Consider the following 24,616-nt stretch of genomic DNA (forward strand, 5'->3'; position numbering starts at 1 on the left):
CCTTTCCCTGACCCCGCCCCCAGTCCACTATGCCCAAACCCGAAAACACCTTCGCCACAAGCTAACCCGAACAGACCCCAGCTCACACCCACCGGCATGAAAAAACGAGGCTAGCACTAAGTCACAAGCAGCCCAGTCCCAATTCTCTGATGGCGGTTATGCGTTGGGCGGCGATCTGTGGTGCTAGATCTTTCCAATCGTTGGACGCGGTGACTTGTTGGGAGTGTCTGCGGTAGAGCCAAGTAATGGTTGAGAGTAGATAGCCTGGTGTTAATTCTGTGAGAGCAGTAAGGAGTGCGACATCGGCTCCTACGGGGTAGCTGCCCCATCCACCTAATGCGCGTATGGTGGTGGTGCGTATGGTCAATCCCGCAGTGTGCACTGGCCATAGAAATGGCTCGTTACGAGCGCAGACATCGCAGATGTAGTCGTTGACCACTCCGGGCTCGATGATTCCAGGGGTGATTGGTGCGGTGATGGATACCCGACGGTTACCGGGGAGTAAGTCATCGACTTGTGCTGCTACCCAATGGATTTGGGGGTAATTTGCGAATGTGTCAATTGCCATGGCAAGGGCGCCGGGCAGTAACAGATCATCGTCGTCGAGAACGTGAACAAGCTCGCCTAGGGCACGAACTAAGGCAAGATTGCGGGTTTGCCCTTCGCCGAGTTGCTTACGATTGGACTGGTACCTAGCGAACGGAAAGAGGGCGACGTCTTCGCTTAGCTTCGGAGATTCGCCGTCCTCTTGAACAATCCATTCTAATGTCCAGCTAGGGGGGAGCGCCTGATTCATTAGACTTCGACCTGCTTCAAGCAGGAAGTCGCGTCGTGCTTGCTGAGTTGGGGTCAATACGGAAATTATTGGCATTGTTGGCTCCGTTATAGCTCCTTATGCGCGGTCGGCCTCCTTCGGATTTTTGCTTCCAAAGCGGCAACGGTGCTTTTATGATTTATCATCATAGGGTCTCGCGCTGGGATCAACTGGCATTTCGCGGGGCATCGCAAAGCGCCTTTGGCGTGCATGCCCGTAGGCGGCGCGGCCCCAGAAGCCGAGCTCGCGGCACGCGCGGCAAAGCTCGCGCAGCTCCCGATCCTCCCGGCTCGACACTCCCGCCCGCCTCGCCGGTATCGACCTCGGCTCAGCCCACCACCGGTGCAGTGTCGCCGCGCTATCCCCATCCGGCCAGCGTTCGCCCTGATCACCGACCACGGGGTCTTGTAGTCACCGGTGTGCCCGAAGACCATCCGCAGCCCCCGGGCTAGCTTTCACGCTGGTAGTCAGTCTGACATCGGGCACGATCGTATAGCCGGGCGCTGTGCTCGGCGTTTGGCGCGATGAAGGGCTGTCGTTGTGGATGGCTGAGCCGCGCGAGAATGGCAGGCTGATCAGGCGCCGTCGAGCGGCAGGCTTTCGTGTGCGCCATGAGACGGCCCAGCGCGGGCGAGCGGCAAGCTAGGTTGCGCCGTCGTGCGGCATAGCTACCGTGGCCGTCACCGTCCGCGGCTGAGCCTTCCTCGATGATACCGCTCTTCATCGAAGGGTTGTTGGGTTCGCAGGAGCCGATATGCCAGACGGCACACGTTGCGGGCCAATGCCACCCGGGCCTGGATCGGTGCCATGCCTCGGGCGCGCAATTCGGCGTTGCGTTCGGCGAATGACGGTGAGCTGATCGACAGACCCCAGGCCATGCCCATTAACGCGTCTCGATGTTCGGCGAGGCCCTGTCGGGATATTCAGCTCCGGCGATGTAGGGTCGCCGACTGGTAGAGAGCGGGTGCTAAACCGGTTGCCGAATACAGGTGCTCAGCGTCGGAGAAGCGCGCAATCGGCAGGCTGAACGCCGCAAATGCGGCGGCGCGGGTGACTGCGACTCCGGGCAATGTGGTCAAGATCTGACCTTCCGTGGCGGCGAGCAGCTCGGTGATCTCGGCATCAAGTGAGCGATGTCGGCTTGCAAAGCCCGGTAGCGGTGCACGTCTCGGTCCAGTCGCCGGGCACGTTGTTTGGCATCGGCCGGCGGGGACAGACATCCTCGCCAGCGGCGCACCCAGTACTCGGCGGTGACTTGGGTTATTCGGCCTGGAGCCCGGGCTCAATGAGCGCAACTGGGGCGGGCGACCGGCAAACGCGGCAGCACAGCCCAATACAGCCAGCCCCGTCGGCGAGGCCAGCGGCTCCGCCCGGCCATGCCCGGGCGGAGCCGACAGACCCGGACACAACGCATTCAACTGCGCATGCAAACGCTGCTGAGCGACCTTACGGTCAATCACTAGGCCACGACGATGACGAACCGCCGCCCGCAATGCATCTACCACCAATTCCTCGCCGTAGCGCCGGCCATGGCCCTGGCGGGCCAGATTAGTCAACGCCGCGCAGTCGCGGCCATCGGTCTTAACCCAATACCGTTCAGTTAAGGTTACATGGGTGTAGTTTATGACCTATGCCTCGTGCGGGTTGGCGGAAGCCTGAGTCGGATCGCCGGTTGTCAGATTTGGTGTCGGTGGGGGTGCTGACGCGGGTGTTTCCCGCAACGGTGGTGGATGAGGTGATCGAGCAGGCCGGTCGCACTCAGCAGCGGCATCGGTCGTTGCCGGCGCGGGTGATGGCGTATTTCGCGATCGCGATGGGCCTGTATTCAGAGGGCTCGTATGAGGATGTGTTGGCCCAGCTCACTGATGGTTTGGCGTGGGCGTCGGGGTGGCGTGAAGAGTATCGACTGCCGGGTAAGTCGGCGATCTTTCAGGCTCGTGAGCGGCTGGGATCGGCCCCGTTGGCCAGCTTGTTTTCCCGGGTAGCCCGCCCGTTAGCCGGACCGCAAACCCCAGGGGCTTGGCTGGCCGAGCGGCGGCTGGTGGCCATCGACGGCAGCTGTCTGGATGTGGCCGACACCCCAGCCAACGACGAGTACTTCAGTCGTCCGGGGGCCGGCGGCAGGGGTGAGAAGGCCGCATTTCCGCAGGCCCGGATCCTGGGGCTGGCCGAGTGTGCCACGCATGCGGTCTTCGCCGCAACGATCGGTGGTTACCGTGACTCGGAGGCCAAACTCGCCGAAAAGCTGCTGGATGCTCTCACGCCGGACATGCTGCTGCTGGCTGATCGCGGGTTCTTCTCGTATGCCTTGTGGCGCAAAGCCCTTGCGACCGGAGCCGACCTGTTGTGGCGAGTACGCACCGACGCCTACGCGCCACAACCGGTGCATGTGCAGGATCTTGCTGACGGCTCGTGGCTAGCGCATCTGCAGTCCAGCGCTGACCGTCGCAGCGAGCCGATGCTGGCACGAGTCATCGACTACACCATCGACGACGGACGCGAAAACTCCACCAGCTACCGGCTATTCACCACGCTGACCGATCCCGAACAGGCCCCCGCCGTCGAGTTGGCCGCCGCCTACGCCCAGCGCTGGGAAATCGAAAACACCTTCGACGAACTCAAAACCCATCAACGCGGACCCCAGGTGGTACTGCGCTCGAAGTCCCCTGATCTTGTCCTACAAGAGATTTGGGGACATCTGTGCTGTCACTACGCCATTCGTACCCTGATGGCCCAGGCCGCCGAACACGCCGGCGAGGACCCCGACCGGGTCAGTTTCACCGCCGCGCTGCGCATCACCCGCCAATCCGTCGCCCAACAGGGCGCATTTCCCCCCTGAGGACCCCCAAGCCGCCGATCAGCACTGGTGGGCCTTCCTGCGCCGCCTGCTCGACCGACTCAACCCCGCCAGGCGCCGACGATCCGCACCACGGGTGATCAAACGCAAAATGTCCAAATGGCACGTCAAACGCGCAACTCACGCTCACTGGCCCCAACCCCAACGCCCACCAGACGTCACGACTCTCCGCCTTAACTGAACGGTATTGGTCTTAAACCGTGCCGATCCCAATTGCGTTCGCGCAGCCCTGGTTTCCGACGGCGCGAAAATCCGCACCGAATCCGGGTGAGACCGTTCCAGCTCGGCAACCCACGACCAATGCAAATCACCGGTTGCTTCGACCGCGATCACCGCCTCTTTGGCGTTGTGTGCAGCCATCAGACGCCCTAGGGCATCCACTCCCGCACGCGACACCGGCAAGGACACCGGCTCGGCCAGTAAACCAGCCCCATTACTTACCCAAACCCGGTTCAGCACCTTCCCCGGATCCACCGCAACTACCACCGTCGCCGGATCAAGGGCAACCGCCAACATCGACATGAACCGCCTCCTCTGAATCGAACTCCAACAAGAGTCCGCTCAGTTACGGTTCATGGCCTATCAGCTACTAAGACCTGAAACCTGGGGTTGGGGTGGTGCTGGTCGGGCGATCGGCTTACATCAGCTTGCTGGCCGGCTGGCGGTGTGGGTTTCAGCCTGCCAGGGTGCTGATCTTGACGAGGTTGTGCGCGAAGACTCGATGTCCGCACCAGATTCGGGCGCCGTCGATGCCGGTGAGTTCGGCGCGGTTCCAGCCATAGCTGCGTTTGAGGTGGTTGATTCGGCCTTCGGATCCGGTTCGCCATTTGATCTTGTCGCGGAAGGCCCGTCGGTGTTCGAACTCGCGGCGCGCAGCACCAGGTTTGCTCCTGCGTGGGATGGCCACGCTCGACACACCGAGCTGGCGTAGATCGTTCTCGACCGAAGCGTCTCCGTAGCCGCGATCGGCTGTCACTGCTCGTGGTGGACGTCGGGTGCGGCGGATGATCCGTTCGATCGCAGGGGCTAATTGTGCTGCGTCGGACGGGTTTCCGAGCCCGACACTGTGGTCGAGGATGACACCGTCGGCGTTGTCGACGATTTGAGCTTTGTAGCCGAACTCGACCGGCTTGCCCAGGCGCCCTTTGCGGATTGGGCGCGCATCGGGATCATGCAAGCTGACCAGGCGGCGGCTGGAGTCCGGCATCACCCCGGCCAACCGGCTACGGGTCTGTACCACCACACACTGGGTGCGCGCCACGACCGTGGCCAAGTGGTTGATCGCCTGCCGCAACCGGGCCCTACGCCGCCCGCTTGCACCCCCAACCGCGCGTTTGGCGTTGCGGATCACCGTGGCGGCCTCACCGATGGCCTGTTCGGCGATCCCAGCCAACTCCCCGGTGATACGCCGCACCGTCGCCTGGGCCTGATCCTGTTGCTGCTAACCACGCAACCGCAGTTTGGAGGCGATCGAGCGGGCACGTCGACCCGCCGAGCGGCGACGGTCGCGGGCGCAAGTACGCACCGCCCCGCCGGCGGCTTTGATCGCCTCCACACTGCGCGCCATCGTCGCGATCCCCTTGGCCAAAAGGCTCCGAATAGGTCGGATACCCAACATCGGCCTCTACCACGGTGGTGTCGGCACGAACCTTATTGGTGCGCACCAATTTCGACTCGATCGCCTTGGTCAGTAGCGCCTCGTTGAGCCCCCCGACGGCTGCCGCACCACAGCGCGTCGTCAGCTTCATTACCGTGGTCGGATGCGGCACCAGCCCGTCCAGCGGTATCCGGCAAAACCGGCGCCAGGAGATCGAATCGGCGACCTCGCGACACAGCGATTCGTAGCCCAGCCGGTCGCGGAACTTCAAGAACATCAGCCGCAGATAGGTCTCCATCGGTGTCGATGGGCGCCCCAGTCGCGGATCGAAAAACGGCACAAACGGCGCGAAGAACGCCGGATCATCCAGCAGCGCATCCACTCGAGCCAACTCCGCGGGCAACACCAGCAACTCCGACGGCAAGATCGCATCCCACAACGTCGGCTGATCATTTACACCTCTGAACACGATGGCCTCGATCCCTTCTTGCCCAAGGGTTCGAGGTCATCCTTACCTGCTAAGCCACACCACACGACGGATCAACGCGCCGACTTTTTTCAGGTCTTAGTGCTAGACGTTCTCGTCGTGTCCGTCGGGCCCTCCCTTCCCCAAAGGAAGGCGTGCATAAAACCCCGGGGATCAACAGGGCTGCACTTGCTTAAATGACTGGATGGATCTCATGAGGCTCACCGACGCATTGTTTCTGCTTGCCGAATCTCGTGAGCGTCCCACCCATGTAGGCGGCTTACTGCTATTCGAGCCGCCAGAAGGCGCAGGCCGAGATTACATCGGGGAGCTCTATGAGGCACTGCTCGCGAACGAGGATGTCCAGCCCACGTTCCGTAAGCGTCCCGCGACGTTGCTGGGTAGAGTTCCCAACCTGGCATGGTCGTATGATCGCGAGCTCGATGTCGGCTACCACGTGCGCCGCTCGGAGCTGCCGCGGCCGGGAGGTGTCAGCGAGCTGTTGGAGCTGACTTCCCGGTTGCATAGCGGCATGCTTGACCGCCGGCGCCCGCTGTGGGAAGCGTGCATGGTGGAAGGGCTCAACGACGGGCGGTTTGGGCTGTACGTCAAGTTGCATCATGCGCTGATGGACGGAGTCTCGGCGGTACGGGTCATACAGCAGAACATGCTGTCGGCAGATCCAGCTGACACGGAGCTGCGAGCATGGTGGAGTTCCCATCGTCGACCGGAGGGATCGGGGGGATCGATGTCTTCCTGTGCCGTCAGGAACCGGGCGAAATCTTTTGCAGCGCTGGCCCATTCGACACTGAAACTGGCCCGTGCCGCGCTATGGGAGCAGCAACTGACCTTGCCTTTTCTGGCACCACGCACCATGTTCAACGTCAAGATCGGGGAGGCACGGCGATGCGCAGTGCAGTCTTGGTCGTTGGAGCGCGTTATGGCCGTCAAGGAGGCCGCCGGGGTGACTGTTAACGATGTTGTGCTAGCTATGTGTTCTGGCGCGTTGCGCTACTACCTGGTCGAACAACACGCATTGCCGAACACGCCGCTGGTCGCATCGGTGCCGATTAGTCTGCGCTCGGTATCCGAAGTAGGCGGTAACAAGATCGGCACGGTTCTGTGCAATCTTGCTACCAACATCGATGATCCCGCGACAAGGCTGGAGACGATCAGCGTGTCAATGCGCCGAAGCAAGAAGGTGTTCTCCGAATTGGATCAGTTGCATGTGCTGGCATTGTCAATGCTCACTATGTTACTGCCGCTGGCTTTTCCTTCGGCCAATGTTCTCATATCGAATGTTCCTGGACCGGCTGAACCGATGTATTGGGGGGGAGCCCGGCTCGACAGCATTTATCCGTTAGCCAACGTTATGAACGGTGAAGCGCTAAGCGTCATTCTGACGAACAACGCGGGTAATCTGGATTTCGGTCTGGTGGCGTGCCGGCGCAGTGTGCCGCACCTGCAGCGGCTGCTTGCGCATTTGGAAACGTCGCTCAGTGATCTGGAACGCGCCATCGGAGTCTAGAGATACTTAACCTCCATGCGGCTGCATTATCCGTCGGGGCTCAAGCGCGACGGGGGGTGCCGACCCGATCGGTGAAGGCGCGCATCAGACGTGGTGGGAGTATCCGCCCCACACTGACAAGCGCTTTGTACTGCATCCCCGGGATGCTGATCACCTTGCCGCGGGCGACATCGGCGACACCCCTGGATACCACGTCGTCGACCTCCAGCCACATAAACGACGGTACCTGGGGCTCAGCGGTGCCAGCCTTTCGAAAGAATTCGGTGGCCGTAATTCCTGGACACACCGCGTGGACACCGACACCGGTGTCCTTCAACTCCCGGGCCAAAACCTCTGTGAACGCGACCACCCACGCCTTGGATGCCGAGTACATAGACCCAAACACTGGTCCTGGCAGGAGGCCGGCCACACTGGCAACGTTGATGACCGTGCCAGTACCGGAAGCGAGCATCGCCGGTAATGCCGCCCTGGTCAACTGCATTACCGCGGTCACGTTGAGGTCCAACTGAGCTTGGAGCTGGGCGGGATCCGTGGTCCAAAACTTGCCGGGCATGGCACCTGCGTTGTTCACTAACACCCGGACGCCGGCCGCCAGCCGGTCGGCCACTTTGCGACGGTCGGCAGGATCAGACAAATCGGCTGGTAACACCTCGACGGTACGGCCAGCGTGACGTAGCTCGCTGGCAATTTGTTCTAATCGGTCCACGCCTCGGGCCACTAACACCAAGTCGTAGCCGAGGTCTGCATAATGTTGAGCAAAACCAGCGCCGATTCCGGAGGTGGGGCCTGTGATTAGAGCGACGGGGCGAGGCATCGTGCCAGTATAACCAGACACCAAGTACATCAAACTCCAGCAAGCATGCGGATCGGCTCCCCCAATGCGGATTTCTCGAAATCGAGATGCCGGAGCCACAATTCAGCGATTCTCGCCCGTTGGCGTTATCACCCTTTGGTGGCCGTCTCTCCGCATGACGACCGCCAACGGTCTGTTTCTCGTTCCCGATGCCGATGCCGATGAGATTTCGTACCGCGGCTTATATCGGCATCACCAACGTGACAACGTCCAGTGGCGCTGCCGGTGACCGAGATCGCGCAGCCAACGGAGCCGTTGTCACCCATAGTGGGTGACGGCGGCGACCCGAAACATGTTGCGCCCAATACGAACTGACCCCTTCCCCAGCCCCGGGGTGTGGTATGCGACACCGATACACCGTGAACGCCCTGTCCGGGAATGATCGTCATCCGCCGACCCGACGACGCCGAGGCCCCTACTCGCCGACGCCGGCAACCAGCTGCGAGACTCGCTTACCAGTGCTCACTGGTGCCGCCTACTGGGATCACCGACGCCACGGGTTCTACGACCCGATGCGGACGCTGAACGGTATGTACACCTTCGGCCGGCTCCTCGCTCCGCCTCACACCGGCCGAAAAGCAGGCACCCAAGGCAACCTCGCGGCGTCGGCGTGGCGGCTCACCACGTCGAACACCAACCGTCACGCCGCCCACAATGCCGTCACTCCGTCGAGCAGCCGTCAGTACAGTGCGACGACCAACCCCACCATCTACGTCTTTACCACAAGTGACGGCATCGTCGTCAGTTCAGTGCCACGCAACACCCATATCTGGGTGACCTTTACATTTCACAGTGGCCCGAGTTCGTTCGTGAGGGGTCGTTGGGCTGACGAGTTCGTCGTGATTCGCTGAGTCGTGGTAGGCGTTGCCGCCAGATGCCGCGGAGTGACGCCGGGTTCCATGGTCCTTGGTGGGTGGCTGCGCCTATCCCGGGGTCGATCGGACGCGAGGCCTGTGGGTCGGGGGATCTCCCCAACACGGTTCGCTGCGTCGGCGAAATTCTGTGCTCAGCGGAAGGTTTCGAGACGTGAAGCATAACGTAGCGGGAATGGCGCATGGGGTGGGTAGCGCGTGCAGCAGCCGGGCAGCGCAGAGTCTCCGTTTCGGCCTTGGCCACCGGACCATCCAACAGCAGACGCCGAATCCTCCAGCACAGCAAGGTCGAAACGCGATGGCGGCGGCGATAACCCGGTGGTATCGATCGCGTGAACCAGTGCGACGGCCACCCAGCGGTCCTTGCCGCAGCGGATGAACCCGTCGCCGTAGGGCGTACACCCGAAGCCGCGCCTCCAACCGCTGGGGCCTGCCCGCCGCGGGTGGAGGTCGCGATGACCTGGTAGCGGTAGCCGTTGATCTGCTCGAACAGGCGATAGCTGACGTCGTCAGCTATCGCCTGTTCCCCGCGCCTACGCGACAGGGATTCGCACGAGCAAATATGTAGTCTACCAAATAACAGCAGTGCTGTCCTGGCGAACAGGATATGTAACTGCGATGATAGCGGTTGACGCTCCGCTATACGGTAGATTAGGATCCGTTATATGAATCACAGCTATTTATGCTGCGCTGCCGCCGGAAGCACCCTCAAGCGCATTGCGCGTAGCCGGGGCGATTGCCGCCTGCGCAGTGGTAACCCCGAGACAGGAGCGCTATGACGCTGCCCAGTGAGGAGCTCTCCGTGGCGACAGCGAGCGCGTCCGCCAGTGACTCTCGAAACGCGGCATTGTCGGCGTCGCCGCGGCTGGCCACAACCGGGACGGTCGATTTGGCCGGCTTGCATTCGCTTCCGGTCTGGCAACAGAACCAGGTCTTTGCCGACTCGGAAGCCGAAGTGGCGCACGCCATCGTCCATGACCTCGCGGACAACAACCCAGAAATGGCTGCCCGCTACGGCATACGGGGGTGGCAGAAGCTCGCCGGATTGAGTTCGGCGGCGTTTGGTGTCATCGCTGCGCTACTGGCGCCGTCGGTGCTGCTACTGGCCTTACTGGGGATCACGTCCGGCATTGTGTTGATCACGTTCATCCTGTCGGTCGCGGGTCTGCTGCGTTCCAGAGCCGGCAGCGCTCGGCGGCAGTTGGTGCCGGAGTTGGCCGACGAGCAGCTACCCACCTATACCGTGCTGGTCCCGGCCTACCGGGAGGAGGAGGTCATCGGTGCCATGGTGAAGTGCCTGGCTAAGCTGGACTATCCGCCGCAGCGTCTTGAAGTGCTGCTGCTTGTTGAACGCGGCGACATCGGCACGCAGCGCGCGATCGCGGCAGCGGGTCCACCGGCGTACATGCGGGTCCTGCAGGTGCCATCGGGCCCGCCGCGGACCAAGCCGCGATCCTGCAACGCCGGATTGCTAGTCGCCAATGGCGAGTTGCTAACGATCTTCGACGCAGAGGACCGGCCGGAACCCGATCAGCTCAGGCGCGCCGCCGCGGTGTTCGCCGCCAATTCTACTGACCTGGCGTGCGTACAGGCGGAATTGCGCACCGGCAACGAACGCACGAACCTGCTCACGCATTGCTTCGGTGTGGAGTACGCACTGCGTTCGCGATTGATATTGCCGGGACTGGTCGCGCTCGGCGTGCCCTTTCCCCCCTGTGGCACCAGCAATCACTTCCGGACTCAGGTGGTGCGGGATGTGGGCGGATGGGACGCCTGGAACGTTTCTGAGGACGCGGACCTGGGGATGCGCCTGCACGCACTGGGCTATCGGATGACAACGGTCGACTCCGTCACCTTCACCGACGCGACAGACCGGCTGCGGGACTGGATCTGGCAGCGGACGCGGTGGCATAAGGGCTATCTGCTGACCGCGTTGATCCACACACGAGCACCACTAGACACAGTCCAGCGATTCGGTGTCCGAGGGCTAGTAGGGCTCATGACCGTCGTGCTGGGCACACCGCTGCAGTTCCTTGTGCAACCCGTAATATCCGCTCTCGGGATCAGTGGCTCGCTCGGATTCCGGGGTTTAATTCACGCGGTCTATGCAGACACCAACGTGATATCGGCGATCCAATTCGCGACCTTGCTGATCTGGCTAATTGCCGCGTATCTAGCTTGCGTCAAACCACGCCGGATTCATCTGCTCGTCGTTGCCGCCCTGCCAGTGTATTGGCTGGCGCACTGGTTCGCCGCGTGGCGCGCACTCTATCAGCTGGTTACCGCGCCATTCGTCTGGGAAAAGACCGCACATCATGCCAACGGAGCCACGGAATCAGCGACCGTTACGGCCTCTCCCGGCCACTGCGAATCAACCTCAAGACTGACAGGGATCTGTGGACATGGAAATTGACTACGCATACGGCTGGGACTTCGTCGATGACGACGGCCGACGATTTAAACTACGCTTCCGGTGCAGCTCCGCACCGTGGTCCGACTTGTGCGCCTTTGGCGAAATCGGCCAACTCATCGCGATCCAAGACAACAACCGGCTTAACGAAATCGCCCTGAGCAGGCACGACGTGTCGAAAAGAGAGATCGACGAAGCGATCGATGGGTGGGAACGGTGGGCCACCGTGGTCGATAATAGCCCATACCGCCTACTCAGCCTGGCCCGGATACGCGCTCGTATTCGCGTCGCGGGCCTACACTAACCGTGTCACGCCAAGGCGAAGAATCTGGGCCAGGACCCGCAACGACCTGCCGCCGACTGGGCGCGGGGATGATTGTCGCAATCGGCCGCCTTCTCACGCTACCGGAGCCACAACCGTGCTATCCGCGACGTTCAGCAGCCTATTTCGAGGCGGCGCGGATATCTCGCGAGATGGACCGCCTATGACGGCACACACCGCACACCGCTGTCAAAACGCGCGGCTGAAATCCTACGCCTAGCCAACCCGAGGGAAAACAATGACACTGTCACCTTCGCGGACGCTCGCAGCGGCGTGTGCGGTCCTACTGGCGCTCACCGGCTGCACCGGCGGACATCCGGGCGCGCCCAGCGCGGGCTGCCGGACCCTGGCTGCCGATCCCGGATGGTACGGCGATAACCGCGACCGGATCAACGGGATGATCAAGCAGCTGGGCAGCTGCGGAAAAACCGGTACGGTGACCGACGGAGCCCCCTTGGCATTGTTCGACTGGGACAACACCGTGGTGCGAAACGACATCGGCCACGCGACCTTCTTCTGGATCGTCCGCAACTCCAAGATCCGCCAACCCCCTGCCGGGGACTGGACCACCACCAGCCAATTCCTCACCCCGCCGGCCGCCGCTGCCCTGGCCGCCGCGTGTGGCCCGCTTGCGGCTGCCGGCCAGCCGCTGCCAACCGGAACCGACCCCGGATGCGCCGACGAGCTGGTGTCAATCTACAACGACGGCCAGACTCGTTCGGGTGCAACGGCATTCGCCGGGTACAACCACCGAAGGTTCAAACCGGTCGATGCCTGGTTGCTGCAATTGCTCGCCGGCTGGACCGACGCCGATGTCACCGGATTCGCCACCGCAGCACGGCGGGAGAATCTGGACGCCGCACAGGGCGCCGTGCAGACCGTGGGGAGTACCCGCCAAACGGGGTGGGTGCGTTACTACTCGCAGATGCGAGACCTCGTTGGGACTCTGCAGGCCAACGGATTCGACGTGCGGATTATCTCCGCTTCCCCGGAGGCGGTGGTTCGGGTCTGGGCCGCCGACCTGGGTGTCAGTGCAGATCGCGTGATGGGCGTACGCACCGACCACGACGGCGACGTGTTGACTCCCCGCATCGCCCTCTGCGGGGATGAACCATCGATGCCCTTCAACGAAGGCAAACGGTGCCGGGTCAACGAGCAGGTGTTCGGCGTGCAGGGCGCGGCGGCGTTCCAGCAGTTGGCGCCGCAGCGCCGCCAGGTGTTCGGCGCGGGCGACTCCGATGGCGATGTGTCCTTTGTCACCGACGCCACCGCGCTGCGGCTGGTGCTCAATCGGAACCAGATCGAGCTGATGTGCCGGGCTTATGCCGACTCCGACGGCCGGTGGCTGGTCAATCCGACGTTCATCAATCCGCTGCCGATGAGCCCGCCCTATCCGTGCGCTAGCCAGGGTTTCGACGAGCCCGACGGCGGGCAAGCACCACTGCGCCAACCCGATGGACATGTCATGCCCGACCAGCCGGACCGGGTGTACCGAGCATGACGTACATGCAACGGACAAGTTGACAAAACATGTCGCTGACGCACTAAAACCGTTGCGCTGCAAGCATTATCGACATACCGCACAACTTCATGTGAAGTCCGTGCAAATGCGCTGTCTCCGCCATGCGCCGGACAGATCATCGACACCGTCACGCCGAAACATTCCCGCAGCCGGGTCAACAACATCAAACTCCGAGCCGAACCGGTCTGGGTCCCGGCCGAGCATCCCAAAGCGTGGCGGGCGGTCTGGCAGTACTCGACCAAACGGGCCCGCCGCGACGCCGCGACCCTCAATGCCCAGGAAGCCCGCGCCATCATCGACGGAACCAAACCCGCCAAACAGACCAGATTCGTCACCGCCAAAGGCGACGAGCGCCTCCTTGACGAGGCCAGCCTGGCCCGCGCCCGCAAGCTCATTGGCCTCAAGGGCTACGTCACCAACATCGACGTCGCGACGATGCCGGCGGCCGAGGTCATCGCCAAGTACCACGACCTCTGGCACGTCGAGCAGTCATTCCGCATGTCCAAACACGACCTCGCGGCTCGACCGATCTTCCATCACACCCGTGACTCGATCGAAGCGCACCTGACCATCGTCTTCGCCGCCCTGGCCGTGGCCCGCCGCATTCAAAACCAGTCCGGCCTGGCCATCGCCAACGTCATCAAACAACTCCGACCCCTGCGCACCTCCACCATCACCATCAACGGCACCACCCAGGGCTTCCCGCCCGAGATCCCCGCAGCTCAACGCGACATCATCGCCCGCCTCGGAATCCAAATCGCTTACTAAGCCAAATGTCCTAAGTCAGGTTTCACAAAGGCAAACTGCTCGAACGACCCACTGACATCACGCCGGACCCGATACCGCCCGACGACGAGACCGCGGGATCGGAAGTCGCCTGAAACCCCACCAATCCACAGCTTTTGACAATTCCTCGTAGGTATCTGCTGGTATGCCCAGCTTTTCCTGTGTGCTCCGGTGGGGCCTTGTTGGCGGAGCACCGGTATCGCGCGGTAGCAAGGGACTGGGCGGCTCACCGATCGGTGAGGTAGCAACGCGCTACGGCACGACGCGGCAGTCGCTGGACTCCTGGCGTACGCGCTTCAAGCAGGAGGGCACTTGGATTCAAGCGGTGGCTGCAACGAATGTGGACGGGTCCGAGAGTAGTCGGTGGAGTTCTTCGGCGGGGGTGCGCCAGCCGTGGCGTTTTCTTGGTCGGGCGTTGAGTTCGGCGGCGACCTGGTCGAGCCAGCCGGGGCCGTAGAACGACAGGTCGGTGCCTTTGGGGAAGTACTGGCGCAACAGTCCGTTGGTGTTTTCGTTGGTGCCGCGCTGCCAGGGGCTATGCGGATCGCAGAAGTAGATCGGCAGGCCGGTGGCCTCGGTGATCTGGGTGTGCAGGGCCATCTCGCTGCCTTGGTCCCAGGTCAGCGAGCGGCGCAGGATTTCCGGTATCTCGGGGACCTTGGCCGACATCGCTTCGGCCAGGGTGGCCGCGGTGCGGTCGCCGGGCAGGTGCAGCAGCACCACGAATCCGGTGGTGCGCTCGACCAGGGTGCCGATCGCTGAGCCCGAGGCGGTACTACCCAGGATCAAATCCCCCTCCCAATGGCCAGGAATCGCACGATCATCGGCCTCGGCGGGACGTTGGCTGATGTTGATCATGCCCTTGAGCTTGCCGACCCCAGTCGGCTTGCGGCCCTGTGGTTTTCGCTGAGTACGGCCGGTACGCAGCGCGTCTTTGACCAGCCGGGCCAACTCCCCGCGCGGCTGGACGTAGAGGGCTTGATAGATCGTCTCGTGTGACACCCACATCTCCGGATCGTCGGGAAAATCCTCCCGCAGCCGCCCCGCGATCTGCTCGGGACTGTGCCGCTGCTCCAAGCGTGCCACCACCTCAGCCAACAGCGCAGGCCTGTCCTCGAGGTGGCGCGATTTAGGGCGCTTGCGATTGGCCTCGGCCACGTCCTGCCCGACACGGGCACGGTATCCCGAAACGGTCTGTCCACGGTCCATCTCGCGGCGAATTGTGTCCTCGTGGCGCTCCAACACCTTGGCGGCCTGCGCCCGGGTGTACCCCGTCTCCAGCAGCTGCTCCAACCGGCAGCGCTCGACAAATGACATCGGCCCCCTCGGCGGTGACGGGTCGGACTGGGCATCAACAGGCACAGGCGTTCGTGGCACGAATCCAGCCTGTTGGACCCACCGCTTACCGGTGTGCTCCGACACGCCGGCGATCACCGCGGCCTCGGTCACCGTGGCCCCCGAATACATCGCCTCCCAAAACCTCTCCCGTGTGGCCTGCGAATACCGGAGGCCGTAATGCTTGGGATTGGTTTGATAACCCGCAGCCCTAGCCCAGGCCCGACCCGTACCGCCGTGCACCCCGGCCACCGTCGCCGCCGCTGTTGGCGACAGCCCCGAATTCAGCGCCTCCCAGAACCGCTCCCGCACCGAAGCTGGCACCGCACGCGAACCCCGCACCCGAAACCCCATCGAACAACACCTCCGAACTCGTCAGGTGTTACAGCGACCACTTGAGTCTGAGGCATGGCCGGCCTCGCCGATCGCACACCAGCCCGACCAAGCTCGACGCCGAGATCGAGGCACTGACATTACTCATAGCCCCACCGCCGATTTCGCACCTCGGGCGGACCTGACAGACCGCGTCAAGCGTGCGCGGCCGTCTACCTCTGCGGCGTTTACAGCGCCGCCACATCGCGAAATATGTCGGTCAGCCCGCATACCGGTGCCCCGCACGTCAAGCAGTGCATTACCACCCCGTAGCGCATGAGTCGCTTCAACTGCCGCATGACTCGGGCCTCAATGCTCCGCAGGCAGGCGACGCACAGTATGCCGACGGAATTGCCGAACGGGTCGAGTCCGGGATTGTTGCATGCGTCCACGACATGCAAATGCACGGTGTGCGTAGCCCGATTGGTGCATCCAGCTCCGAATTGGCAGGTGATTTCGTTCCAGTCGAGGGCAGTGAGTGTATTCGGGATCTCGTTACCGGGTACACCACTCATGCGCCGTGCTCCTCGGCCAGATGACGAAATGTGTTGGCGAGAGGCCGAACTGGCGGCAACCACGTCAGGTCGCTGCCGGATCTGCTGAGCTGGGCAAGCCCATTGGGCCGGGATGTCGCCGGCGGCAAATCGAAAATGTTCGTCGGCGGCGCGTGCCCTGATTCGATCGTCAGCCGGAGTTGCCTCACGGACGCCCATACATATCGACCATGGTCACCGGATCGAATTCGATAGTCAGTATGGTGACGCCAATTCGCAACTTGGCATACCGGTGCCGGGCCGGCGAATGAATTATGCGCGGTCAGTGGGGTGGACAACCCTAGCGGAATACCCTCCCCGGAAGGATCTTTGGTGATCGTTGAGTACGTGGACAAGCACGTTGAGCCAACCCGGCTATGTTCCCAAAGGCCAGTCACGGACCACCCATCTTCTCGACTCACCGTAATGCGGTTGTACTCCACCGAGCAGGTCAAGTACGGCTGCCATGCCGGGTCCGGGGTAACAAGACCCTCGAGTACCGAGGGCTTGGTCAACCCCCCCGCGGTCGGGTGATTGTGGGCATCGATGAAGCCGGGCAGACACATTCGGGCCCTGCATGTCGATCAGCTCGGTGCCGGCCGCGATGAAGTCGTCGGCGACGTCGCAGATGCGCACATAGCTGGGCCGGCTCGCCCGTCCAGATGTGCCCGTTGTTAGCAGATAGGAACTCATCATCCAGTCACGGTAACCCGGCGGGCTCGCTGCAGCTGCCAGTTTTCGCTTCGCAACACGTTAGTTTTCGCAAAGTTTGTCGACCAGAACCGATCCATATCAACGACCCCTCCACCTGACGGAACCCGCCACAACGAATAAGGGTAAACGCTGTCGTCAGCAACATTGACAGGGCTCATATCGGCGAACGCCGGATCCGTATCGTCCCTTCAAGTTCAATGCGTACAATTCGATTTGGCAGTACGAATGCGACCGCACTATTGAGAATCTCGTGACAGAGAGCCAAGGGGCACCTATGCCCCAACCGCCCGTCACGACAAGCTCGTTGGCCGACGAGCGTGAAACGCCTATCAAACAAGGCGAGTCAAAAGTTTCATGTCCTCTTTTGCTCCATCTTTAGCCTCTTGAGGATCGACCTTCGACAATTTGTTGTCGATGTCGAATGACTGGATTGCGGTGAATCATCAAACGGCTAACGGTGTTTCGATGGCGAGCTCGGTGAACAACGTTTGCATGTCGATACGCATCTTTTCGTAGTCACGGTCAACGCGGGTCCAGTGCACGAGCTTGCGGCCCATCCTTGGGCTGCGGATCCCGGCCAGGATCGAAGCGATGACCTGGTCTCGCAGAGCGAGTAGGACGGCGACGGTTCGTGCAGCCAGCGGCGGCACGAGGTAGCGGCGTGATCGGCCGGGCAAGACGACCAGCTGTTTGCCGCGCAGTTTGCGTAGGTCGTAGGCCGCCTGACAGACGGTGTAGTCACAGCGCCCGGTGAGGCCGTGCACTTTGGCCACCAGCTCGGCGCGACCGTGAACCCAGTGCGGGCCCACGCCAGCGCCAGGGCGGCCCGCAGCGCGTCATGGATGGGGGTTTGTTGAGGTCAACACCGCCGACTCGGGTGGCGCCCAGGCTAGTGCCGGTAGGCAGCTCCCCGAGGATGCCGTCATCGAGGAATCCGGTGTCCACACAGTCCGAGGCGGTGGCAAACCGCTCGAGCATGCCGGCCAGCCGGCCAGACGCTCCTCGGCAATACAGTGCTCGCGCTCGCCGGCCTTGCAAAAAGATCACAGGCCACCGACTTGGCCGCGCCCCACACCTTGACCCGGCGCTCGAACCGGCCCACCACCCGCATCAGATGGGTGTTATCCAGCCCCTCGTCGCTGCCGCCATGCAGCCACCGCCACCAGGTACGAAACCCGCCCAGGTTGTGCCCGAGGGAGAAGAAAGCATTGAACACAATCCGGTCCACACAGTCATAACTGCCCGTCACCGAATCCGAATACCACAGGCTGAACTCGTCACCAGACACCCACTCAACCTACGAACCCACCCGCTTGCGCGAGGTCCAACTGCCCGAAGGACCACCACTTCCGGGCCAAGTCCCGGAAGTGGCGTAGCAGCCATTGTGTTGGCAACCGCGAGTGCACCCTGGCTGCAAGGACCCGTCAGCGCAATCACCGCGAGCAATAAGGAGCGTAGCAGTGGGTTTCGGCGCGCAACCACCTGAGATGATTACCGCCAGAGTATATTCCGGCCGCGGTACGGGACAGCTGATCGCTGCGGCAGCGCCCCCATGAGTGCAGCTGGCTCCAAATTGAAGTCGATGGAGGCAGGGCCGCGAAGCGACACGGTCACGAGACGCGGACTTCCACCACCAATCGGTCGACTGCGATAGCCGCATAAATCAACTACCGAGACGGCCGACTGGCACGGGGAATCTCCAAACTTCCAGATGCAGGGAGAACGTCAAGAGGCAAGTTGCCACAGCGAACGCTCACTCCGGTCTTGCTCGGACGTTCGGTCCATCTCGTGCAACGAGGGAAGCAGCATGGCAACAAGACCGATCACGGTGATCGGGACGGCCATCACCGAAAACGTCGCGCGCAGCCCAACGGCGTCAGATAGCGGACCGGCCAGCACCAAGCCAAGCGGGGCCGCTGCGCAAGTTAGCGAGGTCATCGCCCCGACCGCGCGGCCACGCAGATGATGGGGTGCCCGGGTGTGCATCAGGTAGAGGTAGATCGGGCGGATCGGCCCGTAGACGAGACCGACGAATACGCTGAGCACCAAGATAATCGGCAACGGCGGCAGCAACGCAAAGCCGACGGTCGCTGCAGCGAGGGTGAGTATCCTAACGAGTACGGTCGTGCGCCGGCGTATGCGTTTCGACAATGCAGCGTACCCGAGCGCTCCGGCCAGGCTCCCGACAGCCATCGCCGCCAGCACCCAACCCAGCTCCGCCGGTTGGTGGCGGTCGACGAAGTATTTCGGAAACAGCACACTTTCCATTGGCAGATACAATGCGGCTACGGCCAATTCGATCAGGGCCAGCGTGCGCAGCACGCGTAGGCCCCACACGAATCGCAATCCCTCCGCGATCCCGGACAGCAGACCTTCAGGACGGTTCTCATGGCGCGGCTTGCCAGTGCCCTCGAGCCGCAGCGCAGCAATTGCCATGATGGACAACCCCGATGCCCCCGTGACGATCCACATCGTGTTAATGCCGCCGATGGCGGCGATCATCAAACCGCCGATGCCCGGACCCACGATCAAGGACACGTTGCGGACCCCTTGACAACTACTGTTCATGCGGTCCAACGACCAGCCCGCTCGGCTCGCGGCCTCGGGCAGCATTGACGCGCGAGCCGTCATTCCCGCCGAGTCGAAGGTGGCCGTGAAGGCGGCCACTAGGGCCAACACGCCGACGTTGAGTGCGTTGGCGCCGAACACCGACGCGATCAGCGGGACAGCGGCCACCGATACACCGGTAAAAAAATCGCAGAAGAGCGACACCCGGCGACGCCCGAAGTAATCGATCGCATTGCCGGCGATCAGCGTGGAGAACACCAGCGGCACCATCGCGGCACTGGCCACGATCGATGCATCACCGGCGCTATGGTGGCGCTGTAACACCAGCCAGGGCAAGACAAGCATTGAGATCCCGACACCCATCGCGGTCGTTAACGTCGCGAACATAATCAGAGACGCCGGAACGCGGTTACAGTTGCTCATGGCGATCCGGAACATTCGCGCCAAAGCCGTTGGGAATCCACCGATTCCCGCGGCGACATCTGAACGTAGGGTGTACATGTGCTCATATGCACCACCGTTGCACGGATCAAGGTAAACGGCGCTACCCTATTACCTTCTGCCGGAGTCGGCTTCCGAGAACGCAGCGCCTTGCGCAAGCCAGCGACCTGCTCGGGTTAGGAGAGTGCCGGCTCGATGGCGTCGGCCATCTCGTCGATGTCGTTCGCCACTTCGGGTGTGGTCACCAAGCCTAAGTCCAGGTACTCCCGGCAGGAGAAGCACCTGATATTGAGGGCCACGTCCATGACCGGCGAGCGTAGGGCACCAGTGATTCCAATTCGGCGCCTGTCATGTAAAGCGGGACAGGGGATCGGGACATTGGGATAGGACGAGGCTGATTGGGAGCAGGTTCTGGGATAGCCCGCTCATGGTGTATCCGCGCGCAGCCAGCTCGAGCAGCCCGGGTGGGGCGGTGTCGGTGAGCCCCATGATTTGATGCGCTGAAGACGCCTTGGCCATGCCTTCGCTTTGGGTGCTCATGTGGCGCGGACCACACCGGACACCAGAGCATGCACGGCATCAACGCTCGAAAGTCGCTTCATCCCATGAGCTTAACGTTTCATCTACCAGATGCAACTACCCGCGTTGACTCACCAATAATGCGCGCGTAGTTCTCATCGTTGCCTCATCTGAGAGTGCGCGCGTAGGGCGCGCCTACCTGGCTGCTGACGCATCGCTGGTTAGGCCCGGACGATGGGACTGACGATGAGTCAACGCAAGGCCGTGACGAAGGCGATCGCGAGCCGTTACGCGCGGGCGGACAAGGCTGGCAAGGGCCGGATTCTCGACGAGTTGTGCGCCACCACGGGATGGCATCGCAATCATGCCCGCAAGGCACTTAAGGCGGCGTTGCGGCCAAAGCTGGTCAAGCCCCGGTCACCGCGTGCACCGAAGTATGGACCGAAAGTCGTTGCAGCGCTGGTCTTCTGCTGGGCAGTTCTGGGCATGCCTGCGGGTAAGCGGCTGGCGCCGGTGCTGGGCGAGCTGGTGGCGATTTTGCGGCAGTTTGGTGAGCTGGTCATCGATGACGACACCGCCGCGCTGCTGGTGGGCATGTCCGCGGCCACCATCGACCGCCGCCTGGCACCCGAGCGGCGCCGCTACCAGCTTAAGGGCCGCAGCACCACCAAGCCCGGGACGTTGTTGAAGTCTCAGATCCCGGTACGCACCTGGGCGGACTGGGACGACGCGCGACCGGGGTTTGTCGAGATCGACCTGGTGTCCCACGACGGCGGTAATGCCGCTGGTGAGCACGCCTGGACCTTGACCGTCACCGACATCGCTACCGGCTGGACCGAGAACCGCAGCGTGCCCAACAAGGCCCGCAAATGGGTGCTGGCCGCACTCGATGACATCGCCAAGAGCATGCCGTTTCCGATCCTCGGCGTGGACAGCGACAATGGCGGGGAGTTCATCAATAGCCATCTGCTGGCGTGGTGTGAGAAACGCCGGATCACCTTCACCCGCTCGCGGCCGGGCAACAAAAACGACGGCTGCCATGTCGAGCAGAAGAACTGGGCGATCGTGCGCATCGTGGTGGGCTACCACCGCTACGACACGCAAGCAGAACTGTTGCTGCTCAACAAGATCTGGATCCTGCAGTCGAAGCTGACCAACTACTTCTACCCGCAACAAAAGCTGGTGTCGAAAGTCCGGGTTGGTGCAAAGGTCTCCAAGAAATACGACCAAGCGGCCACGCCGTACCGCCGTGCCGAGGCCCATGAGACCATCAGCACCGAGGACAAGGCGATCCTGGCCGACACCTACATCCGCATCAACCCCGCCGCCGTGCAACGTCAGATCCAGGCCCTCACCTCCGAGCTACTCGCGATCACCACCAGCAAGGCCGCACCGAAGACCAAGGCCCCAGTCGAGCCCGCTCCCACGCGCGCATCCGTAGATGAGTCAACGAATCAAACTTCGCGCGCATCTTGAAATGAGGCAACAGGCTACCGAATTTTATGCCGAGAAAGTCGGTGCGCCGCTGCGATCGGATGGGGCCAACCATCGATGCTGGCCTCGAAACCCGTGTGGTGGAAGGGATTGAGACCGCTTCTTTGTGCGGTGTGGGCAATCAATGCGGATTGTATCGGTTCATCCGCAGAACACGGCCACTTGATCCGGGGATGAGCTTATGACCGCAGACCCGTAGATCGATGGTTGGGCGTCACGGGCAGTGCCCCGGGTGGGGATAGGGGATAGGGGATAGGGGATAGGGGCGCAGGGGGGAGGCCCCTAGATGCCCGTGACGGCCCAGCGCCCAGGATAACACTGAACCCGTCCATTGCACGGCCTTCGACGTGCCTCACTATTACGTGAGGCACCTCGCGTCGTCGAATGGGGCTCTGGTGCCGATGGTCAGCCCGGCGGTGTTGAGAAGTTCGGCGAGTTCGGCGGTGGGGTAGTGGGGCCGAGGTGGGTCACCATCGCGACCGCCGGGCGAGGAGCTGCGTTTGGCGGTGCCGAGATGGGCAGCGCGGGCGACGGCGATCTCGTCAATGGCGCCGGTGTGCCAGCGGATCCCCGTTCGCACTTTGTCCCGATGGTCTCGGAAAGCAAGGTGATGCCTTCGCTCAGGGTGCGCAGCAACCGCTTTCGATCTTTGTTGCTGGTGGTCGGCGCCTGCCACAGCATGGGCATGTCGCCGGTGAGCCGTTCGAGTTCGGCGGTCCGGCAACGGCGGCAGCGCTCGCGTGCGGTTGCCAGTGCTTGTTTGGCCTCGGCGACGGCGGCGAGTTTGGTTTCCCTACGAACCTCCAACGTCCGTGCGACCAAACGATTTTCGGGTTCAACGGTGCGGAAGGCTCGCTGGGAGCGGTCGGGCCTTCGAGGTGGGCGCGTTCCACAGCGAGCTCGGCGGCGCGACCGAGCCGGTGGTGCCGGTCGGCGACCTCATCGGCGGCAGCGAGGGCCAGTGCGACCTCGTCTGGGTTCAGCGCGGCGAGCAGCCTGCCGGCGACCGCGTCATCGACGGTGGCCACGGCGACTGAGCGGCAGGTCCGGGTGGTGGCCCGATCGGCGCGGCCCGAGCAGTCGTAGGCCGGGCGTTGATCGCTGTGGCAGTTCGTGCGCACCGGCTTTCCGCACGACCCGCAGGCGATGATGCCCCTGGCACAACGCGATTCCCTCGATGGGCGGGCGCAGGTGTTGGTGCGGTTGCCGTCCAGTTCGACATCGTTGACCGGGTAGTCGCTTCAGCCTTTGTAGCCCTCGTGGTGGTCGCCGATGAGCACCGGCGGGGGCGTTCGATGATCCTGGCGTGCGCGGTGCCGTCCGGGTGGACCCGCCGCGCCGAGGTGTAGCGGCCGTGCACGTAGGCCCCGGCACAATAGGGATTCTTGAGCACGCCGAGCACCCGGCGTGCGACAGCCGACCCCAGCGCAGCTGCCCGGCCCACACCCCGCCATAGGCGCCAGCGGGAACCGCCGCCCGGCGAACGCGGCGACCACACGGTAGGCCGACTCGCATGTGGCAAACACCGCGAACAGGTCGGAGATCGCTGTCAGCACCTCGGCCTTGGAGAGGGTCAGCCGCGAGATCTCCAGCCCGAAGATCGCCGCGACCTCGCCAATGCACACCCGCGACACCAGCCGGGCGAACCTGGCGCGGTCCTACCTGGACACGCGACACAAAATCGGTCACGTGACGCTGCGCCAAACCGCCAGGCCAGCCGCGCGCAATATCGATGTTGTTCCGCAGAGCGTCCCCGAAAACCGGGTCGTGTCGTTCCCTGCGGCCGGGGCTATGGCAGGGGAGGATGAGTCACAATCCGTCCGCCAAGGAAGCGCGACATGCAATCAGTAAGTAGGTGAGTGAAATGGAATCTCCAGGAGATCGCCCATTAATCGGTGCCCACGAACCCGTCGACCAAAACTCGTTCGGTGCTGAGGTCGCGGTCCAGGCCCCACCGGAAACCGTCCACGACGCTGCCGCCCAACCCGCGCATTCACTCCGGGCTAGAGCAGCTCTTCGGTGGACCGCTGCAGTTGCGGTCGCTGCGCTACTGGCAGGGTCAGGTTTCATGGGTTGGTTGCTCTTTCAGCAACACCAAAAAGACGTCGCCACTCAGCAGGCTCTCGTAGCGGCGCAAACATATATGACTGTTCTGGTCAACATCGAGCCCGAAATGCTTGACAACAAGTGGTTCGGCCTTGTCCTCGAGGGCTCGACAGGGGAGTTCAGGGAGGCATTCAGCAAAACCCGTTCGCAGTTGCGTGAGGGTCTGATAAGCCATCAGGCTTCGGCACACGGGACCGTCATTGCAGGGGCAGTACAGTCCGCCGCCACGAGCGAGGTTGTGGTTGTGATGTTTGTCGATCAGGTGCTGACCGATGCCGACAACCCGACCCCGAAGCTTGATCGCGGACGCGTCGTCATGGTCATGGATAAGGTGGACGGCCGCTGGTTGGCCAGTAAGGTACGGCTACTATGACGCTTTCGAGGCAGCCGATAACGACTCGAGGTCGGCGCGAATGGCTACCGATGACGGCGTGTAGATTATTCGTTGGAGCCACTGTTGTGGGAGCAAGTGTTGCTACGGCAACGGCGTTGTCTACTGGTACGTCA

General features: G+C 62.6%; 20 protein-coding genes and 5 pseudogenes. 11 read left to right on the forward strand and 14 right to left on the reverse strand.

Annotation, left to right across the window (positions count from 1 at the left end):
- Positions 1–121: 121 nt before the first annotated feature.
- The gene (locus AADZ78_RS27785) at positions 122–871 is read right to left on the reverse strand and encodes a glycosyltransferase (RefSeq protein WP_085250972.1); all 750 of its coding nucleotides are present in this window, start codon (positions 869–871) and stop codon (positions 122–124) included.
- Between the two features lie 866 nt (positions 872–1,737).
- Positions 1,738–2,034 carry a transposase gene (locus tag AADZ78_RS29345; RefSeq protein WP_085250974.1) on the reverse strand — a complete coding sequence of 99 codons (297 nt, stop codon included), beginning with the start codon at positions 2,032–2,034 and terminating at the stop codon, positions 1,738–1,740.
- A 410-nt stretch (positions 2,035–2,444) separates the two neighbouring features.
- Here AADZ78_RS29345 and AADZ78_RS27790 point away from each other — a divergent pair, with 410 nt between their 5' ends.
- On the forward strand, positions 2,445–3,653 hold the full coding sequence (locus tag AADZ78_RS27790) for an IS4 family transposase (RefSeq protein ID WP_204080107.1): 1,209 nt from the start codon (positions 2,445–2,447) through the stop codon (positions 3,651–3,653).
- Between the two features lie 144 nt (positions 3,654–3,797).
- On the opposite strand, the gene AADZ78_RS27795 is transcribed toward AADZ78_RS27790, so the two are convergent.
- Together AADZ78_RS27795 and AADZ78_RS27800 are read right to left on the reverse strand one after the other, a co-directional pair.
- Entirely contained in the window at positions 3,798–4,193 is a 396-nt protein-coding gene (locus AADZ78_RS27795; RefSeq protein ID WP_085253373.1) for a hypothetical protein, read from the reverse strand.
- Between the two features lie 151 nt (positions 4,194–4,344).
- Positions 4,345–5,737: pseudogene (locus AADZ78_RS27800) on the reverse strand (ISNCY family transposase).
- A 202-nt stretch (positions 5,738–5,939) separates the two neighbouring features.
- On the opposite strand from AADZ78_RS27800, the gene AADZ78_RS27805 reads away from it, so the two are divergent.
- The gene (locus AADZ78_RS27805; protein ID WP_085253372.1) at positions 5,940–7,262 is read left to right on the forward strand and encodes a WS/DGAT/MGAT family O-acyltransferase; all 1,323 of its coding nucleotides are present in this window, start codon (positions 5,940–5,942) and stop codon (positions 7,260–7,262) included.
- Between the two features lie 40 nt (positions 7,263–7,302).
- Here AADZ78_RS27805 and AADZ78_RS27810 read toward each other — a convergent pair whose 3' ends face one another.
- Positions 7,303–8,076, reverse strand: coding sequence for an SDR family NAD(P)-dependent oxidoreductase (locus tag AADZ78_RS27810; RefSeq protein ID WP_085253371.1), 774 nt, complete (start codon positions 8,074–8,076; stop codon positions 7,303–7,305).
- Positions 8,077–8,645: 569 nt separating this feature from the next.
- On the opposite strand from AADZ78_RS27810, the gene AADZ78_RS27815 reads away from it, so the two are divergent.
- The 6 genes and pseudogenes from AADZ78_RS27815 to AADZ78_RS29350 all read left to right on the forward strand — a co-directional run.
- Positions 8,646–8,966 (forward strand): hypothetical protein, encoded by a 321-nt coding sequence (locus AADZ78_RS27815; RefSeq protein ID WP_204806220.1) that lies wholly within the window; start codon positions 8,646–8,648, stop codon positions 8,964–8,966.
- 823 nt (positions 8,967–9,789) lie between these two features.
- Positions 9,790–11,400, forward strand: a complete 1,611-nt coding sequence (locus AADZ78_RS27820) for a glycosyltransferase (RefSeq protein ID WP_169726426.1) — start codon at positions 9,790–9,792, stop codon at positions 11,398–11,400.
- Complete coding sequence (locus AADZ78_RS27825; RefSeq protein ID WP_085253368.1) at positions 11,390–11,701, forward strand: hypothetical protein; 312 nt, start codon at positions 11,390–11,392, stop codon at positions 11,699–11,701. Before AADZ78_RS27820 ends, AADZ78_RS27825 begins: the two co-directional genes overlap by 11 nt.
- 256 nt (positions 11,702–11,957) lie before the next feature.
- Positions 11,958–13,220: a haloacid dehalogenase-like hydrolase gene (locus AADZ78_RS27830; protein WP_085253367.1), complete on the forward strand. Its 1,263-nt coding sequence runs from the start codon at positions 11,958–11,960 to the stop codon at positions 13,218–13,220.
- Positions 13,221–13,349: 129 nt separating this feature from the next.
- A pseudogene (locus AADZ78_RS27835) lies at positions 13,350–14,009 on the forward strand (IS1634 family transposase); the annotation flags it as partial.
- A 179-nt stretch (positions 14,010–14,188) separates the two neighbouring features.
- Positions 14,189–14,337, forward strand: a pseudogene (locus tag AADZ78_RS29350) (helix-turn-helix domain-containing protein); the annotation flags it as partial.
- 8 nt (positions 14,338–14,345) lie between these two features.
- On the opposite strand, the gene AADZ78_RS27840 reads toward AADZ78_RS29350, so the two are convergent.
- The 6 genes and pseudogenes from AADZ78_RS27840 to AADZ78_RS27865 form a co-directional block, all read right to left on the reverse strand.
- On the reverse strand, positions 14,346–15,494 hold the full coding sequence (locus AADZ78_RS27840) for an IS30 family transposase (protein WP_085253366.1): 1,149 nt from the start codon (positions 15,492–15,494) through the stop codon (positions 14,346–14,348).
- Positions 15,495–15,922: 428 nt separating this feature from the next.
- Positions 15,923–16,249 (reverse strand): hypothetical protein, encoded by a 327-nt coding sequence (locus AADZ78_RS27845; RefSeq protein WP_085253365.1) that lies wholly within the window; start codon positions 16,247–16,249, stop codon positions 15,923–15,925.
- A 1,175-nt stretch (positions 16,250–17,424) separates the two neighbouring features.
- Positions 17,425–17,790, reverse strand: a complete 366-nt coding sequence (locus tag AADZ78_RS27850; RefSeq protein ID WP_085253364.1) for a hypothetical protein — start codon at positions 17,788–17,790, stop codon at positions 17,425–17,427.
- Positions 17,791–17,903: 113 nt separating this feature from the next.
- A complete protein-coding gene (locus tag AADZ78_RS27855; RefSeq protein WP_085253363.1) occupies positions 17,904–18,269 on the reverse strand; it encodes a hypothetical protein in 366 nt (121 codons plus the stop codon).
- A 437-nt stretch (positions 18,270–18,706) separates the two neighbouring features.
- A complete protein-coding gene (locus AADZ78_RS27860) occupies positions 18,707–19,972 on the reverse strand; it encodes an MFS transporter (protein ID WP_085253374.1) in 1,266 nt (421 codons plus the stop codon).
- 194 nt (positions 19,973–20,166) lie between these two features.
- Positions 20,167–20,533: pseudogene (locus AADZ78_RS27865) on the reverse strand (WS/DGAT domain-containing protein); the annotation flags it as partial.
- A gap of 210 nt (positions 20,534–20,743) precedes the next feature.
- Here AADZ78_RS27865 and AADZ78_RS27870 point away from each other — a divergent pair.
- A complete protein-coding gene (locus AADZ78_RS27870; protein ID WP_085251563.1) occupies positions 20,744–21,985 on the forward strand; it encodes an integrase catalytic domain-containing protein in 1,242 nt (413 codons plus the stop codon).
- 376 nt (positions 21,986–22,361) lie between these two features.
- Here the strand turns inward: AADZ78_RS27870 and AADZ78_RS27875 are convergent, their stop codons facing one another.
- The gene (locus AADZ78_RS27875) at positions 22,362–22,583 is read right to left on the reverse strand and encodes a hypothetical protein (protein WP_085251484.1); all 222 of its coding nucleotides are present in this window, start codon (positions 22,581–22,583) and stop codon (positions 22,362–22,364) included.
- 298 nt (positions 22,584–22,881) lie between these two features.
- Here AADZ78_RS27875 and AADZ78_RS27880 point away from each other — a divergent pair, with 298 nt between their 5' ends.
- A complete protein-coding gene (locus AADZ78_RS27880) occupies positions 22,882–23,040 on the forward strand; it encodes a hypothetical protein (protein WP_239655426.1) in 159 nt (52 codons plus the stop codon).
- A gap of 15 nt (positions 23,041–23,055) precedes the next feature.
- Here the strand turns inward: AADZ78_RS27880 and AADZ78_RS29355 are convergent.
- Both AADZ78_RS29355 and AADZ78_RS27885 read right to left on the reverse strand, forming a co-directional pair.
- Positions 23,056–23,124 (reverse strand): annotated as a pseudogene (locus AADZ78_RS29355) (hypothetical protein); the annotation flags it as partial.
- 120 nt (positions 23,125–23,244) lie between these two features.
- Complete coding sequence (locus tag AADZ78_RS27885) at positions 23,245–23,637, reverse strand: hypothetical protein (RefSeq protein WP_085251486.1); 393 nt, start codon at positions 23,635–23,637, stop codon at positions 23,245–23,247.
- A gap of 434 nt (positions 23,638–24,071) precedes the next feature.
- On the opposite strand from AADZ78_RS27885, the gene AADZ78_RS27890 reads away from it, so the two are divergent.
- Positions 24,072–24,482: a hypothetical protein gene (locus AADZ78_RS27890; protein WP_085251487.1), complete on the forward strand. Its 411-nt coding sequence runs from the start codon at positions 24,072–24,074 to the stop codon at positions 24,480–24,482.
- Positions 24,483–24,616 lie beyond the last annotated feature (134 nt).

The sequence above is a fragment of the Mycobacterium riyadhense genome, assembly GCF_963853645.1.
GTDB lineage: Bacteria > Actinomycetota > Actinomycetes > Mycobacteriales > Mycobacteriaceae > Mycobacterium > Mycobacterium riyadhense.

What these genes read in the sequence shown, in the direction of transcription:
- AADZ78_RS27785 (WP_085250972.1), bottom strand. Translation starts at nt 871, where the DNA reads ATGCCAATAATTTCCGTATTGACCCCAACTCAGCAAGCACGACGCGAC.
- AADZ78_RS29345 (WP_085250974.1), bottom strand. Translation starts at nt 2,034, where the DNA reads ATGTCTGTCCCCGCCGGCCGATGCCAAACAACGTGCCCGGCGACTGGA.
- AADZ78_RS27790 (WP_204080107.1), top strand. Translation starts at nt 2,445, where the DNA reads ATGCCTCGTGCGGGTTGGCGGAAGCCTGAGTCGGATCGCCGGTTGTCA.
- AADZ78_RS27795 (WP_085253373.1), bottom strand. Translation starts at nt 4,193, where the DNA reads ATGTCGATGTTGGCGGTTGCCCTTGATCCGGCGACGGTGGTAGTTGCG.
- AADZ78_RS27805 (WP_085253372.1), top strand. Translation starts at nt 5,940, where the DNA reads ATGGATCTCATGAGGCTCACCGACGCATTGTTTCTGCTTGCCGAATCT.
- AADZ78_RS27810 (WP_085253371.1), bottom strand. Translation starts at nt 8,076, where the DNA reads ATGCCTCGCCCCGTCGCTCTAATCACAGGCCCCACCTCCGGAATCGGC.
- AADZ78_RS27815 (WP_204806220.1), top strand. Translation starts at nt 8,646, where the DNA reads ATGTACACCTTCGGCCGGCTCCTCGCTCCGCCTCACACCGGCCGAAAA.
- AADZ78_RS27825 (WP_085253368.1), top strand. Translation starts at nt 11,390, where the DNA reads ATGGAAATTGACTACGCATACGGCTGGGACTTCGTCGATGACGACGGC.
- AADZ78_RS27830 (WP_085253367.1), top strand. Translation starts at nt 11,958, where the DNA reads ATGACACTGTCACCTTCGCGGACGCTCGCAGCGGCGTGTGCGGTCCTA.
- AADZ78_RS27840 (WP_085253366.1), bottom strand. Translation starts at nt 15,494, where the DNA reads ATGTATTCGGGGGCCACGGTGACCGAGGCCGCGGTGATCGCCGGCGTG.
- AADZ78_RS27845 (WP_085253365.1), bottom strand. Translation starts at nt 16,249, where the DNA reads ATGAGTGGTGTACCCGGTAACGAGATCCCGAATACACTCACTGCCCTC.
- AADZ78_RS27860 (WP_085253374.1), bottom strand. Translation starts at nt 19,972, where the DNA reads ATGAGCAACTGTAACCGCGTTCCGGCGTCTCTGATTATGTTCGCGACG.
- AADZ78_RS27870 (WP_085251563.1), top strand. Translation starts at nt 20,744, where the DNA reads ATGGGACTGACGATGAGTCAACGCAAGGCCGTGACGAAGGCGATCGCG.
- AADZ78_RS27890 (WP_085251487.1), top strand. Translation starts at nt 24,072, where the DNA reads ATGGGTTGGTTGCTCTTTCAGCAACACCAAAAAGACGTCGCCACTCAG.